Source organism: Amycolatopsis sp. SID8362 (assembly GCF_010550475.1).
Lineage (GTDB): Bacteria > Actinomycetota > Actinomycetes > Mycobacteriales > Pseudonocardiaceae > Amycolatopsis > Amycolatopsis eburnea.
On record NZ_JAAGNB010000734.1, the window covers coordinates 13338 to 29371 of the forward strand.

Here is a 16034-nt window from a genome sequence, read left to right on the forward strand (position 1 = left end):
GAAAGGGGCGACGATGCCCGTTCGACTGCGCCACCTGCTCACCGCCGCGGCCGCCGCACTGGCCGTGGTCACCGTCCCGACGACCGCCACGGCCGCGCCCGGCAGCCCGGCGCTGACCCCGCCGCTGGGCTGGAACAGCTGGAACAGCTTCGGCTGCGGCGTCACCGAGACCGCCGTCCGCCAGGCGGCCGATGCGATGGTCTCGTCGGGGATGAAGGACGCGGGCTACCAGTACGTCGTCGTCGACGACTGCTGGTTCGACCCGCAACGCGACTCCCAGGGCGCGCTGCGCGCCAACGCGTCGAAGTTCCCGAACGGCATGAAAGCGCTGGGCGACTACATCCACAGCCGGGGCCTGAAGTTCGGCATCTACCAGGTGCCGACCGATCGGACCTGCGCCCAGCGGACCGGTACCTACCCCGGGTCCACCGGCAGCCAGGGGCACGAGGCCCAGGACGCCCGCACGTTCGCGTCCTGGGGCGTGGACTACCTCAAGTACGACTGGTGCTCCCCCGCCGGCACGCGCGACGAGCAGGTCGCCCGGTTCTCGGTGATGCGCGACGCGGTGCGCGCCACCGGGCGCCCGATCGTCTACAGCATCAACCCCAACAGCTACCACGCCATCACCGGCGACAAGTACGACTGGGGCCAGGTCGCGGACCTCTGGCGCACCACCGAGGACCTCCTCGACATCTGGCAGAACGGCAACACCAACAGCTACCCGATGGGCGTGGGCAACGTCCTCGACGTCACCGCCCCGCTGGCCGCGCAGGCCGGCCCCGGCCACTGGAACGACCCGGACATGCTCGTGGTCGGCAGGCCCGGGCTGTCCCTGACCGAATCCCGCGCGCACTTCACCCTGTGGGCGCTCATGGCGGCGCCGCTGATGGCGGGCAACGACATCCGCACGATGTCGGCCGACATCAGCGCGGTGCTGCGCAACCCGCGGCTGCTGGCGGTCGACCAGGACCAGCTCGGCGCGGGCGGCCGCCGCGTCCGCGACGACGGCGACGTCGAGGTCTTCGCCAAGCCCCTGTCCGACGGCTCGGTCGCGGTCGGGCTGCTCAACCGCGGCGGCGCCACGGCCACGGTGAGCACGACCGCGGCGCAGATCGGACTGTCCGGCACGGCGTTCACCCTGACCGACCTCTGGACCGGCGCGACGTCCTCGACCGGCGGCGCGATCAGCGCGAGCGTGCCCGCCCACGGCGCCGCGGCGTACCGGGTGTCCGGCGGCACCCCGCTGGCCGCCACGACGTCCCGCCTGCGCGGGGCGGGTTCCGGGCGTTGCCTCGACGTCGATAACGCGTCGACAGCAGCCGGCGCGGGCACGCTGATCTGGGACTGCCAGACCGCGGCGAACCAGCTGTGGACCAGCTGGGCGAACGGCGAAGTGCGCGTGTTCGGCGACAAGTGCCTCGACGCCGACCACCAGGGCACCACCAACGGCACGCGGGTGATCAGCTGGCCGTGCACCGGGCAGGACAACCAGAAGTGGACGTTCGGCGCGGACGGGTCGGTGCGGAACGTCCATTCCGGACTGTGCCTGGACGCCGAAGGGGCGGCCACCGCTAACGGGACGCACGCGATCCTGTGGAGCTGCAACGGGCAGGCGAACCAGCGGTGGAGCCGCGTCTGACGCCTCCCCGGCGGAAGCGCCCCAAGGTGGCCTTCGGTGCGTCTGACGCACCGAAGGCCACATGGGTGCGTCCGAACCGATGGAAGGAGAACCACGATGGCCGGACTGAAAACCACGCTCGCCGCCGTTCTGTTGCTCGCCGTCACGGGGATCGCCGCCCCGCCCGCGGCGGCCGCTTCCCTCGTGGAGGTGACCGGCTTCGGCGACAACCCGGGCGGGATGCGCATGCACGTCTACGTGCCCGACTCGCACCCCGCCCGACCGGCGGTCGTGGTCGCCATGCACGGCTGCGGCGGCTCGGGCCCCGGCTTCTACTCGGGCAGCGAATTCGCGTCGCTGGCCGACCGGTACGGGTTCCTCGTCATCTACCCCAGCGCCGAGCAGGAGGCCGGCTTCGGGAAGTGCTTCGACACGTGGTCCGACGCGGCCAAGCACCGCGGCGGCGGCAGTGACCCGGTCTCGATCGTTTCGATGGTGACCTACGCCGAACAGCACTACGGCGCCGACCCGGACCGGGTGTTCGCCACCGGCTCCTCCTCCGGCGGCATGATGACCAACGAAATGCTCGCCCTCTACCCCGACGTGTTCCGGGCCGGCGCGGCTTTCATGGGCGTGCCCTTCGACTGCTTCGCCGGCGCCGCGGACTACCCGCCGGGCACCAGCAAGTGCACCGGCGGCAGCATGAACCGGACCCCGCAGCAGTGGGGCGACGCCGTCCGCCAGGCGTACCCGGGCTACAGCGGCCTCCGTCCGCGCGTCCAGCTGTGGCACGGCACCGCCGACACCCTGGTGCCCTACTCGCTGCTGCAGGAGGAGATCGAGCAGTGGACGGATGTCTTCGGACTGAGCCAGACACCGACGGCCACTGACACCCCGCAGCCCGGCTGGCAGCGCCGCCGGTACGGCGACACCGTGGAGGCGTACAGCATCGAAGGCGCCGGGCACAGCCTGCCCTCCACCGGCATGGCCGCCCGTGCCATCGCGTTCTTCGGGCTGACCGGCACGGTCACGGACCCGGCCGGCTCGTGCGCGGTCGCGGCCACCGTGTCCGCGTGGAACACCGGCTTGACGGAGAACATCACCATCACGAACACCGGCAGCGCGCCGATCGACGGCTGGTCCCTCGCCTTCACCCTGCCGGCCGGCCAGCGGATCACGTCGGGCTGGGGCGCCACCTACGCCCCCGCCTCGGGCCAGGTGACGGCGCGCAACGCCGCCTACAACCCGGTCCTCGCCCCGAACGCCTCGACCACGATCGGCTTCCAGGCCACCCACACGGGCGACCCGGCCGCGCCGACGGCCTTCGCGCTCAACGGCGCTGCCTGTTCCGTCCGCTGACCCTTCGCAGAACGTCCCCACGGTCAAGTTCGCGCTGGTCCCGGACGCACCCAACGCCACATTGGGGTTTTCTCAGTAGCCGCGCTGGTTGCCGCGTTGAGGTTCGGTCAGGAGCACGGGATTGCCTCGTGACCGGTCACCCACATCGGCGGCGTCGCGGCGAGCTGCGGTGTCATGAATGACTCATTCATGTCGTCGGACGACATGAATGAGTCATTCACTACGTCTCGGGTCAGGGGTCCGGCAAAGTCGCGCCGGCGAGCCGGTGACCGGCCGCAGGCCGGCCGCGTGGTCTGCCCGGCGTCGCCGGGATGTCATGAAAGGGTCATTCATGTCGTCTGGCGAGATGAACGACCCTTTCATGACATCTCGGATGGGCGGATCGGCCGTGCTGCCCGACTTTGCCGGGGGCCGACCGCCCCAGGGCCGGCCGCTCCGGCCTGACTTCGCCAGAGCGCCCAGGCAGTCACCTTCGCTGACCCGGCAAGCCGAACGCCCGGGCCGTCCAGCGCGGCCCGGGCGTTCGGCTCTCCCCGGAACAGAGCCTCAGCGGTACCCCGCCGCGACGACGTTCGCCTGTACCGCGCTCTCCGTCGCATCCGACGGATAACCCGCCACCATCGCCCCTTCGTAGAACGTCCCCGCGCTCAAGTTCGCGCCGCCGCCCGGCTTGCAGCAATCACCACCGCTGCCCAGCACGATCGCGCCCTGCTTCTTCATCGGGCTGTAGCCGTTCGGGAGGTTGCCGTCCCACAGGGTCGTCAAGCTGCCGGACTGGGCGTCGCTGCCCTTGATCGCGAAGCGCGAGGTGCCGTTGTTCTTCAGCACCGCCGTGACGAACTTGCTGCCGAACGCCCGCTGGTTCGGGTTCCACGTCTGGCTGCCGCCGGGGTACAGGCCCCACTCGAGGTCGGCCTGGACCCACGGGCCGGTGCCGGAGCAGCCGCCGAACCAGCACTGCTTGCCGAAGTTGAGGGCGTCCATCGCGCCGGCGGCGTCGGCCTTGCGGGTCGTTTCGCTGTTGCCGTAGTCGAAGCAGCAGCCGCTGTTGACGTGCGTTCCGCTGGTCACCATGTACATGCCCTCGGGCGCGCTGCCGGTGGGCACGCCGGTCAGGTGGCCGTCGCGCCAGTAGCTGTTGCCCGGGTTGATGTACAGCGAATAGGCCTTCCGGCCGCCGATCGTCAGCGACTCCGTGGTCGATTTCGCCGGGCTGCTCTGGCTGGAGCCCGGAACCACGCTCGATCCCTGGTACCACAGGTCGTTCCCCCGCCCGGACTGGTCGTAGACGACCGTCGTGACGCAGGACGTGTTGGCGCAGAACGAGTCCTGGCCCGCGGCGTCCGCGGCACCGCCCGCCGCCACGACGCCGATGTCGCGCGTCGCGTTGTCGGACGCGCGCCGGACCTGGTACAGGTTGCCGCTGTAGGCGCCGTAGAGCGCGCGAACCGTGCTGTGCGCGGCGATGCACGGCGTCCCGCCCGACGCGTAGATGTCGCACGGACCCGTGCCGGTGGGCACCGAACTGCCGGTGGTCCACCGCTGGTTGCTCTGGCCGTGGCACGTCCAGAGGATGACCGCGGTGCCGTTGGCCGTCGCGGCGCCGTTCACGTCGAGGCACAGCCCCGACTGGACCCCGGTGACCGTCCCGTCGGAGTTCTGCCGCCACTGCTGGTTCGCCCCGCCGGTGCACGTCCAGATGATCACCGCCGTCCCCGGCGCCGTCTGGTTGCCGTAGGCGTCCACGCACCGCGTGCCGCTCATCGCCCGCAGCTCCCCGGCGGAGGTGAACTCGAAGGCCTGGCTCGCCTGACCGGTGCAGTCCCGGATCTCCAGCGCCGTGCCCGCCGTGTCGACGCCACCCTTCACGTTCAGGCACCGCCCCGACGCCACGCTCGTGAGGGTCGTCGTCGCCGCGGACGCCGGTGCCGCGCCGGTCAGCGCGGCCGCCAGCACCGCGGCCAGCACCAGGACGGCGCGCACCGGGTTGACTCGATTGGTCACGGGTTCTCCTTCGGAATGTTAGCGCTAACAGCAATGGTCAAGCGGTCGCGCGCAGGATGAGCTTGGTGTCCAGCACGGCACAGCGGGGCGCCGCCGAGCCGCCGAGCATCGCGAGCAGCTCGCCCGTCATCCGGGCGCCCATCTCTTCGATCGGCTGGCGGACGGTGGTGAGCGGCGGGTCCGTCCGGCGGCCGATCGGCAGGTCGTCGAACCCGATGACGGCCACGTCGCCGGGCACCCGGCGGCCGGCGCGGTGCAGCGCCCGCATCGCACCGACCGCCATCATGTCGGAGGCGGCGAAGATGGCGTCGACGTGCGGCCTGCGGTCCAGCAGCCGGGTGGTGGCGTGCTCGCCGGACGCCTGGCCGAAGTCCCCGAACACCACCAGGCCGCGGTCAGCCTGGCCGGCGCCCACCACCGCCTGCCGGTAGCCGAGCAGCCGGTCCACCCCCGCGGTCATGTCCTGGGGGCCGGCGATGGTCGCCACGGTGCGCCGTCCGGCGTCGATGAGGCGCTGGGTGGCCCGCTGCGCACCACCCCGGTTGTCCACGTCGACGTACGACGAGCAGCCCCCGCCGCCGACCGGGCGGCCGCCGAACACCACCGGGATGCCGAGCCAGTCCAGGTCGAGCGGACGGCGGCCGTGCATGCCGACGACGAGGGCCCCGTCGACGTGGCCGCCGTCGAGGTACCGCAGCACCGGGGCCTGGTAGTTCTCCGTCGCGGGCACGGTGAGCAGCACGAGCTGCAGGCCGGCCTCGGTCAGCTCCTTCCCCGCGCCGGCCGAGATGCGGGCGAAGAACGGATCGGCGAACAGCCGCAGCACCTCCTCGCACACGACCAGCGCGACCGAGCCGGTGCGTCCGGCGGTCGCCCGCGCGGCTCTCTGCCGGGCGTACCCGAGAGCCGACATCGCGGACTCCACCTGCTTGCGCGTTTTCGGCCGGACCCGGGGAAAGCCGTTGAGCACGCGGGACGCGGTGGCGGTCGACACCCCGGCCGCCCGCGCGACGTCGGCCAGGGTCGGACGGAGCTGGGGCAACTCGACGGACGACACGTTCGCTCTCCCAAGACTTCGTTGTCTCTGCAAGGGCTCGTTGGAGGATACCGCCGGGCAGCGCGAATTCAGGCGCGCTGGACCCGGAACCGCTGGTTGGCCCCTCCGGTGGCCGTCCACTGGGAGATCCGCGCGCCGTCGGCGGTCGAGGCGCCCCACACGTCCATCGTCAGCCCGCTCAGGCGGCTGACCAGGCCGATCACCCCGCCGCCGAGGTCGACCACGCGCCACTGCTGCGCGGCGGCCCCGGAGTCCGGCTGCTGGCTGATGTCCGCGCCGGTGCCCGAGCCTGCCACCTGGAGCACCAGGCCGCTGTGGTGGGCCCGGACGCGGTAGTAGCCGTCGCCGGAGTCGAGGAAGTCGAACTGCTGGTTCTGCCCGCCGGTGGCCGTCCACTGCTGCAGCAGGGCGCCGGCCGCGGTCGAGACGCCGCTGATGTCCAGGAGCTTGCCGCTGTGCTCGGCCGCCAGGGTGTAGTTCACCCCGACCTGCACCGGCGAGCCGGACGGCGGGGTCGACGAGTCGAACTGCGTGAAGAACTTCCACACCTCGCCCGACGTCCAGGTCTGCCAGCCACTGCAGGTGCACCCGTCGCGCGGGCCGGGGTCGTGGCCGCCGTCGAACGCGGCCCAGACCACCGGGTACCCGGCCCGGCAGCCGGCGTACGCCGTGACGATGTGGGTGTGGCTGCCGCTCGACGGCTCCGGCGGGTTCTGCGGCGTGCACCCGTTGTTCCGGACGAACTGGTCGCGCAGCGCACGGCCGGACGCGATGGGCAGGACGTTGTCCCCGATGCCGTGCATGCCGATGTACGGGACCGGCTGGGTGCCGCCGCTGCAGCCGCTGAGGTTGGCCCCGGAGTAGACGGCGACCGCGCGGAAGACCGTCGGCCGGGCGCAGGCGAGCGCGTAGCTCATGGCGCCGCCGTAGCTGAAGCCGCCCGCGAACACCTGCGAGGTGTCGACGCACAACGCCGACTCGAGCTGCCTCAGCAGGTCGTCGATGAAGGTGACGTCCTGGCCGCCCGGGTTGGCCCAGCCGTTGCCGTTGCCCTGGGGCGCCACGAAGATCGTGGTGTTGCCCGCGCTGTCGGCGAGGCGCCGGAGCCCGTAGTAGGACCAGTTGTAGCCGTCGGTCCCGCCGGAGTCGACGTCGTTGGCCGTGCCCCCGCGCCAGTGCAGCCCGACGAACAGCCGGTACGGGTGGGAGCTGTCGTAGTTCGACGGCACCCGCAGGATGTAGCTGCGGTTCTGGCCGCCGCTGGAGATCGTGTGACTACCGCTGGCCAGGCCGGGAGCGGTCCCGCACCCCGCGGTGCCCGCCGCCGCCGCCGCACGGGGGACGGCGGCCTGGGCGGTGCCGATCGCGGGCGTCATCAGCAGCGCCCCGATCGCGGCCGACGTGAGCAGACGTCTGAACCTCATCGCGTGCGCTCCTTTCCCCGGTCAGTTCCGGGTCCATTGCTGGGTGGTGGCGTGGGTGCAGGTCCCGAGCCGGACGGCGGTGCCGTTCCCGGTCGCGCCCGCGAGTTCCAGGCAGAGCCCCGACTGCGTCCCGGTGATCGTCCCGTCGGAATTGACCTGCCACTTCTGGTTGGCGCCGCCGTGGCACGCCCAGATGATCGCGGCCGTGCCGGGCGTGGTCCCGGCGCCTTCGGCGTCGAGGCAGCGCAGCGAGCCACCGGAGTAGACGGTCAGCTCCCCGGCCGCCGTCGCGGTCCACGTCTGGTTCGCGCCGCCGTGGCAGTCCCAGACCTGCAGGCGCGTGCCCTGGGTGGTCGACTGGCCCGGCACGTCCAGGCACCGGCCCGCGGCCACCGACCGCACCGGCGAGCCGGTCGTCGCGCTCCCACCGGCGTCGAGGCCGAGGAACGAGATGGCGTACGCGAGCATCCCGGCTTGGGGCAGGGTGTGGCCGGTCCCCGCGATCGTGATGCCCTCGACGGGCGCCTGGGTGCCGGTGCCGCCGTAGCGGTTCCGGGTCCACGACGACTGCGGGTGGTCGGTGGCCGACGGCGTCTGGCTCAGCCCGCGCAGCGCGGTCCACTGCTTGATCTCTTCGCCGTAGTTCGGGTAGGCCAGGGTGGTGTCCTGGTTCCCGTGCCACAGCTGCATCCGCGGGTAGCTGCCCGAGTAGCCGGGGTACATGGCGTGGGCCTGGTCGGCCCACTGCTGCGCGGACTTGATGACGTTCCCGCCCGCGCACTGGCTGTTCCAGAGCGAGCCGTCGGTGGTCGCGAAGCAGCCGGCGGGCACGCCGGAGAACGCGGCACCGGCGGCGAAGACGTCGGGGTATTCGGCGGCGAGGACGTTGGTCATCATGGCTCCCGAGGAGAAGCCGCTGACCACGATCCGGCCCGGGTCCACGTTGTAGTGCTGGCGGGTCCAGGCCACCATCGCCATGATGCCGGTGGAGTCGCTGCCGCCGTCGCGCGTCAGGCCCGCTTTCGTCGATACGTCGAAGCAGTGGCCGTCCCGGGTCGCCTCGGGCACGACGACGACGTAGCCGTAACGGTCGGCCGCCGTCGCGTAGTCGTGCCCGTTGCCGTTGAAGATCGCGCCGGCCGAGCCACCGCAGTAGTGCACCAGCACGAGCAGCGCCGGTTTGGGGGCCACGTTGTCCGGCACGTACAGGTACATGCCGAGGTTGGTCGGGTTGGCGCCGAACCCGGTGACGCGGGTCAGCGTGGCGGCCTCGGCCGGCGCGGCGGTCGCGAAGACCACCGCGAGCGGCCAGAGGAGGAGGAACACGAGCAGACGTTTCATCGCAGGCTCCACTGCTGGTTGGCCTGGCCGCCGCAGGACCAGAGGATGATCTTCGTGCCGTTGGCCGTGCCCTGGGCGTTCGCGTCGACGCACAACCCCGACTGGACGCCGGTGATGGTGCCGTTGGCGTTGACGTTCCACTGCTGGTTCACCTGGTTGTGGCAGTCCCAGATGATGACCTGCGTGCCGTTGGCCGTGCCCTGCCCGGACGCGTCCAGGCACTTGTTCCCGTAGACCACCAGCTGCTTGCCGCTGGTGTAGGTCCACAGCTGGTTGGCGGCCTGGCTGCCGCAGTCGCGCAGCTGCACCTGGGTCCCGTTGGCCGTCGAGGAGTTCGGCACCTCGACGCACCGGCCGGACTGCGTCCCCACGATCTGCTTGCCCGCGGCCGGGGTGCCCGGCTGGCCGACGCCGGCGCCGGTGAAGTGCACCCAGTTGACGTTGAACAGGTAGGCGGCGCCGCTCTGGCCGGCCGGGTTGCGGGCCACGAAGTAGAGCTTGCCGGTGCCGGTCGGCGGGCTCGTCAGGCTGACCGCGAAGTCCTGCCAGTTCTGCCAGCCGCCGGTGCCGGTGATCGGCACCGAGGTGACCAGCGCGCCGTCCGGCGCGTTGCGGCGCACCTCGAGCGTGCCGCCGGAGCCGCCCGAGGACGCCCGGACGTGCAGCCCGGTGATGTTGTCCAGTGCGATCGGGTCGAACGACCACCAGTCGCCGTCCTGGACGAACGCCGCGCTGCTGCCGCCGCCCATCGGGTCGGTGGCGGCCTCCACGGTGACGCCCGGGGTGTCGGTGCCCTTCCCGTCCGCGGTGCGGCCGGTGGCGGTGAAGAACTCGGCCTGCTTCATCTCGGGTTGCAGGATCGCCTGGGCCCGAGTGGTGATCGGGCCCGCTCCCCCGGCACCGCCCTTGTCCGTGTAGGACGCTTCGACGACGTAGAAGATGTTGTCGTTTTCGCTGTGCCCCGAGGAAAGCGTGGTCTGCACGTCGGCGGTGCAGCCGTGGTACTGGTCGAGCGGGTGCCCGTGCTCGTCGTGGCCGAGGTAGGCCTGGACGGTGACCTGCGAGCAGTCGATCGTGCCGTCCTCGGGATCGGTGACCGTGACGGCGAAGTGCACCTTGTCGCCCCACTCGAACAGCCCGCCGGCCGGTGGGGTGGTGATGGTGACCGACGGCGCCGTGTTGCCCGCGGTGATCGCGACGCTCGCGGTTCCGGTGGCCCCGGCCGAGTTCGTCACGGTGAGCACGGCGGTGTAGTTCCCGGCGGCGAAGGTGTGGCTCGGGTTCGCCGCGGTGGACGTGGTGCCGTCCCCGAAGTTCCAGCTGTAGCTCAACGCCGAGCCGCCCGGGTCGGCCGAGCCGGCGCTGGAGAAGTTCACGGTGAGCGGGGCCGGGCCGCTGGTGCGGTCCGCGGCGGCCTTCGCGACCGGCGCGGCCGAGCCGCCGCCGAGGTAGTCGACCCGGTCGATGGACGCGTCGCTGTTCCCGCCGCCGTAGCCGGTGCCCCATTCGATGACGTAGAGCGCGCCGTCCGGGCCGAACTTGAAGTCCATCGGCCGGTTGAACTTCACCGACGGCAGCAGCGGGTCGATCGAGGTGACGTTCGTGCCGCCGCTGTCGAGCTGGAAGGTGTACATCGAGCTGGTGTTCCACTCGGCGAAGACCGCCCGCCCGTCGAAGTCAGCCGGCCACTTGCGGGTGGAGGCGAGGTTCGGGTCGAACCGGTAGACGGGGCCCGCCATCGGCGCGCCACCGGAGAGCTGCGGGAAGTGCGCGGGGTCGGCGGTGTAGTGGTAGTACACCTGCGCCGGGATGGCCGGCGGCAGCTTGCTCAGGCCGGTGTTGTTCGGCGAGCTGTTCGTGGGGCCGCCGGCGCAGTCGAACTTCGCCCCGGAGGTGCCGGTGGCGAAGTCGTACTGGTTGTAGGGCAGGTTGGGGCCGATGCAGAACGGCCAGCCCGCGTTGCCGGGCTTGCTGACGACGTCCCATTCCACGGTGTTCTGCGGGCCGCGGGTCGAGCTGGCGTTCTGCGCGTCCGGGCCGTAGTTGGCGACCAGGGGGTAGCCGGTCTTCGGGTCGAGGCCCATCCGGAACGGGTTGCGTTCACCCATCATGTAGATCTCCGGGCGGGTGTTCGCCGTTCCGGGCGGGAACAGGTTGCCCGAAGGGATCGTGTAGGTGCCGTTGGCCTCCGGGTGGATCCGCAGGACCTTGCCGGACAGGCTGTTGGTGTTGCCCGCGGTGCGTTCGGCGTCCCAGTACGCGCGGCCGGACCGCCGGTCGAGCGGGCTGTAGCCGTCCGAGGCGAACGGGTTGGTGTTGTCCCCCAGCGACAGCCACAGGTTCCCGTTGTTCTTGTCGATGACCATCCCCGCGCCGTGGTGGCAGCATTCGGCCCGCTGCACCGGCACGTCCAGCACGACCTTCTCGGTCGACCGGTCGATCGTGTCGCCGGTGACGGTGAAGCGGCTCAGCCGGTCGACGTTGCCGGCGTTGTTCGGCGAGTAGTAGACGTACACCCATTGGTTCGTCGCGAAACCCGGGTCCACGGCGATGTTGAGCCCGCCGGACTCGTTGGCCGTGAAGACGTCGAGGTGCGTCGAGAGGACCGCGGTGCCGTTCGGCTTGACGACCTTCACGTCCCCGAGCCGGTCGATGTAGAACACCCGCCCGTCCGGGGCGACGTCCAGCGCCATCGGGTTGGACGTCTCGGTGTGCAGGGTGACCTTCTGGAACTTCGAGTCGGGCGGCAGGGCCGCCGCGGCTTGCCCCGCGGGGGTCGCGAGGACGGGGACCAGCGCGGCGGCCACTACCCCGGCCACCGCCAGCGCGCCGCGGCGCAGCGCGGAAAATCCGGACATGACAGGTCTCCTCGAAGCAGCCGGGTGGTGCGAGGGGTTCAGCGCAGGGTCCACTGCTGGTTGGCCTGCCCGCTGCAGGACCAGAGGATGATCTTCGTGCCATTGGCCGTGCCGCGGCCGGAGGCGTCCAAGCAGAGGTTCGATTGGACACCGGTAATCGTGTTCGCGCTAACATTCCACTGCTGATTGGATTGCCCGGTGCAGTCCCAGATGATCACCGGCGTGCCGTTGGTCGTGCCCCGGCCGGAAGCGTCCAGGCACTTGTTCCCGTACACCGTCAGCTGCTTGGCCGCGGTGTAGGTCCACGTCTGGTTCGGCTGGCCCGCCACGCAATCCCGCAGCTGCACCTGCGTCCCGTTGGCCGTCGAGGCGTTCGGCACCTCCACGCACCGGCCCGACTGCGCGCCCACGATCTGCTTGCCCGACGGCGGCGGCGTCGTGGCGACCGAGCAGTCGGCGGGGACGGCCCCGGCCGCGGTCCGGATCCCGCCCAGCAGCAGGTGCCGGAAGTTCGCTTCCCCGAAACTTTCGATCGTGTGGCCCATGCCGGTGTACCAGGCCCGGCCGCCGTCGAAGTCGTGGCACCACGTGGTGGGGTGGTCCGCGCCCATCGTGCCACCCGAGTAGCTCGATTCGTCCACAGTGGTCAGGACGTGGACCGACGGCCGCGGGTTCGCCCGGAAGTCGTACCACTCGTCGAAGTGGGTGTACTGCGCCGGCAACCCCTGCGTGGACGGGTGGTTCGGGTCCTCCACCTTGACGAGGGCGTTCTGCTGCGCGGGGTGCTGCTTGAAGTAGGCGCCGACGAGCTGGCCGTACCACGTCCAGTCGTACCCGCTGTCGGACGCGGCGTGGATGCCGGCGAATCCGCCGCCGTGCTCGATGTAGCGCCGGAAGGCGTCCTTCCCGGCTTGGGTGCCGACCGGGTCGCCGGTCGTGGAAAGGAAGACCACGGCGGCGTACGGGGCCAGGCCGGCGTCGGTGAACGTGGAGTCGTCCTCGGTGGCGTCCACCGCGAAGTCGTTCTGCTGGCCCAGTTCCCGGATCGCGGCGATCCCGGCGGGGATGGAGTCGTGCCGGAAGCCGGTGGTCTTGGAGAACACCAGCACCTTGAAGGCCGCCGCGGGCGCGGCGGCGACGGGGGCCGCGAACCCCAGGACCAGTGCGGCGAGCAGGACAACCGCGCGGAGAGCACGAGACAGCGTCGTCACGGGTACTCCTCTTCAGGAGCGCGAGGAGCGCGCGGGGTGCGCGCTCCGGAATCGTTCGGCTACCCGCCGAACGGGCAAGAGCCAAGATAAGAGTGCTTGGCGGCAAAGGTCAATGCGTGGTGAAACTTACGCGGCCGCACCGAGTCCACAAAGGAATGAGCACGACGGTGCCGTGCTCATCGGTCGAAGAGGCGACGCTGGATTTCCCGCCGGTAGTCCTCCAGGGTGTTGTCGAGGTGGGTGGCGACCGCCAGCGCCGCCCCGTCCGGGTCGCCGTCCCGGACGGCCCGGTGGATGGCCGCGTGTTCTTCGACCGCCGCCGACGCGTGCCCGCCGACCGCGCCGGACATCCCGATGATGTTCGTCTGGCGTTGCAGGCGGCGGGCTTCGCGCACGGCCGCGACGAGGAACTGGTTGTGGGACGCGGTGGCGATCGCGAGGTGGAAGTCGTCGTCGCCGCGGTCGAACAGCGCGCTCTGCCCGGTCAGGTGACCGCGACGGCAGGTCTCGGCGGCGGCCTCGATCGCACGCAGCTCGACCGGGGTGGCGTTCGCCGCCGCCAGCCGGCCGGCGGCGGTCTCCTGGACCCGGCGGAACTCGAAGAGCATGTAGACGTGGTCGAGGTCGGCGGGCAGGAAGAAGCCGCCCCACCGGGGCGCACCGAGCATGCCCTCGTCGTCGGACACATACAGCCCACGTCCCTTGTGCGCTCGCACCCGGCCGATCGCCGAGAGGATCTTGACGGCCTCCCGCACCACGGTCCGGCTGGTTCCCATCCGCGCCGCCAGCTCGACCTCGGTCGGCATCCGGTCGCCGGGTTTCAGGTCCAGCTCGGCGATCAGGTGCAGGATCTGCTCGGCCACGACTTCGTAGCCGGGCCGGTACGGGGCAGGCGGCGCGGTTTCCTCGTCACGAGTCACCGGATGAGTATGACTCACCGGCACCGGCGTGTGACTGTACCTCGCCACACCAGCGTGCGGTCAACACCGCCGGGAGCCGGAATGAAACTTACATGCGTTACCACAGTTGAATGTGTCGAACGCGGATACCGCGCCGGCGCACCCCTTGACGCCGGTCACCCGATGACCTCGTATGAGTCGTACACATCCTGCCCCTCGGCCCGTCCGATCCACTGTGGACCGTCCCGTCCCCGGAGAGGTTCCCGCCATGCCGCCGCGCCCCGGATCCGCGGCCGCCGCGCTCGTCACCGCCCTCCTGGTGACCGCGGTGGCCGCGCCGCCCGCCCACGCCGCGACCGTCACCATCGCCGTGGCACCCACCGGCGACGACGCCAACCCCGGCACCCCCGACCGCCCGGTCGCCACCCCGGCGAAGGCCCAGCAGCTGGCCCGCGCCCAGTCGGGGGCTTCCGACGTGGTCGTGCAGCTCGCCGGCGGCACGTACCGGCTGTCCGCCCCGCTGAAGTTCACCAGCGCCGACTCGGGGCAGAACGGCCACACCGTCACCTGGCAGGCCGCCGCCGGTCAGGCACCGATCCTCTCCGGCGGTACGCAGGTCACCGGCTGGGCGGTGCAGGACGCCGGCCAGAACATCTGGGCGGCCACCGTCCCGCAGGGCACCGACTCGCGGCAGCTGTTCGTGGACGGGGCGCTGGCGCCGCGCGCGGCGATCCCGATCTCGCGCGGCGACGTGCAGATCACCACCAGCGGCATGACCATCGTGAACTCCGCGCTGAACTACCTCGCCACGCTGCCGCGGCAGGACCGGATCGAGGTGGAGAGCCAGAACTCCTTCACCGACCGGTACGCCCCCGTCGACCACGTCGGCGGCACCTCGATCGTCATGCGGCAACCCGCGTGGAACAACAACAACTGGGGCTACGACACCCTCGCCAAGCCCTTCGGGGGCGGTCAGCTGTTCCTGGAGAACTCCTACTCGTTCCTGAAGAACGCCGGCCAGTGGTACCTGGACCCGGATGCCGGCAAGCTCTACTACAAGGCACCGGCCGGCTGGGTGCCCGGCGACCACGACGTCGAGCTCCCCCGGCTGACGTCGCTGCTGCAGATCAGCGGCACCTACGACGACCCGGTGCGCGGAATCGCCTTCCAGGGCCTGCACTTCGAGCACACGACGTGGCTCACGCCGGGCACTTCGGTCGGCTACGCCAACCAGCAGAGCGGCACGTTCCTCCCCGCCGCGGCGCCGATGCCGGGCGACTTCCTCAGCTCGTGCCAGTCGGGCTGCCCGCTGTTCGAGGGCGCCCGCAACGGCTGGGCGCAGGCACCGGCCGCCGTGCAGGTGTCGGCCGCCACCGGGATCACCTTCAGCGGCAACACGTTCACCCACCTCGGGCAGGTGGCGCTGGGCATCGGCAACGACGCGAACGCCCACGCGTCCGGCATCGGCCTCGGGGCGTCGTCGATCGTCGTGGACCACAACACGTTCACCGAGGACTCGGGCTCCGGCATCGTCGTCGGCGGCGTGCGGCCGGACGCCCACCACCCCTCGAACCCGGCGATGACCAACCGCGACATCACCTTGTCGGGCAACACGATCAGCCGCGTCGCCCTGGACTACCGGGAGATGGCGGGGATCCTGTCGACGTACGTCACGCACGCGGTGATCACGCACAACGACGTCGCGAACCTGACCTACGACGGCATCGACGTCGGCTGGGGCTGGGGCGCGAACGACCCGGGCGGCAGCCAGGACTACCGCAACCGCGGCCTGTACAACTACCAGCCGGTCTACTCCACCCCGACGACCTTGCGGGACACCGTCGTCAGCTACAACCGGGTGCACGGCACCAAGAAGCTCATGCACGACGGCGGCAGCATCTACAACCTCTCCGCCAACCCCGGCAGCTCCATCGACCACAACCACGTGTACGACAACAACCGCACGGTCGGCCTGTACCTGGACGAGGGCTCCCGCTACGTTTCCCTGTCGGCCAACGTGATCCAGGACTCCGGCGTGTGGGCCTTCACCAACGCCAGCGGCAGCAACAACACCAGCGACAGCACCTTCAGCGGCAACTGGTACAACGGCGGCGCGACGAACGTGGCCACCGGACTGCCGCACAACAACGTCCTGAGCGGCAACGTCCAGGTGAGCGGCACCAGCTGGCCTTCGGGCGCCCAGCAGGTCATCGCCGCCGCGGGCCCGGGCGGCACCGCGGCGGTCGCGACCCCGGTGCGCGCG

10 protein-coding genes are annotated in these 16034 nt (G+C 71.1%); 3 read left to right on the forward strand and 7 right to left on the reverse strand.

Annotation, left to right across the window (positions count from 1 at the left end; translation table 11 throughout):
- The first annotated feature begins 13 nt into the window (after nt 1-13).
- Together G3I65_RS22410 and G3I65_RS22415 are read left to right on the forward strand one after the other, a co-directional pair.
- Nucleotides 14-1639, forward strand: a complete 1626-nt coding sequence (locus G3I65_RS22410) for a ricin-type beta-trefoil lectin domain protein (RefSeq protein WP_160697843.1) — start codon at nt 14-16, stop codon at nt 1637-1639.
- 96 nt (nt 1640-1735) lie between these two features.
- Nucleotides 1736-2977 carry a PHB depolymerase family esterase gene (locus G3I65_RS22415; protein WP_160697844.1) on the forward strand — a complete coding sequence of 414 codons (1242 nt, stop codon included), beginning with the start codon at nt 1736-1738 and terminating at the stop codon, nt 2975-2977.
- 546 nt (nt 2978-3523) lie between these two features.
- Here the strand turns inward: G3I65_RS22415 and G3I65_RS22420 are convergent.
- From G3I65_RS22420 to G3I65_RS58805, 7 genes are all read right to left on the reverse strand, one after another.
- Nucleotides 3524-4981: an arabinofuranosidase catalytic domain-containing protein gene (locus G3I65_RS22420; protein WP_375336706.1), complete on the reverse strand. Its 1458-nt coding sequence runs from the start codon at nt 4979-4981 to the stop codon at nt 3524-3526.
- A 37-nt stretch (nt 4982-5018) separates the two neighbouring features.
- Complete coding sequence (locus G3I65_RS22425; RefSeq protein ID WP_160697845.1) at nt 5019-6038, reverse strand: LacI family DNA-binding transcriptional regulator; 1020 nt, start codon at nt 6036-6038, stop codon at nt 5019-5021.
- Nucleotides 6039-6106: 68 nt separating this feature from the next.
- Nucleotides 6107-7462 (reverse strand): RICIN domain-containing protein, encoded by a 1356-nt coding sequence (locus G3I65_RS22430; RefSeq protein ID WP_160697846.1) that lies wholly within the window; start codon nt 7460-7462, stop codon nt 6107-6109.
- A 21-nt stretch (nt 7463-7483) separates the two neighbouring features.
- Nucleotides 7484-8803 carry a PHB depolymerase family esterase gene (locus G3I65_RS22435; RefSeq protein WP_160697847.1) on the reverse strand — a complete coding sequence of 440 codons (1320 nt, stop codon included), beginning with the start codon at nt 8801-8803 and terminating at the stop codon, nt 7484-7486.
- Entirely contained in the window at nt 8800-11661 is a 2862-nt protein-coding gene (locus G3I65_RS22440; protein ID WP_160697848.1) for a PQQ-dependent sugar dehydrogenase, read from the reverse strand. The genes G3I65_RS22435 and G3I65_RS22440 overlap by 4 nt, the downstream gene beginning before the upstream one ends.
- Before the next feature lie 38 nt (nt 11662-11699).
- Nucleotides 11700-12872 (reverse strand): ThuA domain-containing protein, encoded by a 1173-nt coding sequence (locus G3I65_RS57445; RefSeq protein WP_160697849.1) that lies wholly within the window; start codon nt 12870-12872, stop codon nt 11700-11702.
- 176 nt (nt 12873-13048) lie between these two features.
- Complete coding sequence (locus G3I65_RS58805) at nt 13049-13792, reverse strand: FCD domain-containing protein (protein ID WP_309235628.1); 744 nt, start codon at nt 13790-13792, stop codon at nt 13049-13051.
- A 247-nt stretch (nt 13793-14039) separates the two neighbouring features.
- Here G3I65_RS58805 and G3I65_RS22455 point away from each other — a divergent pair.
- Nucleotides 14040-16034 (forward strand): right-handed parallel beta-helix repeat-containing protein (locus tag G3I65_RS22455; RefSeq protein WP_160697850.1); only part of this gene is annotated, 1995 nt, incomplete at its 3' end.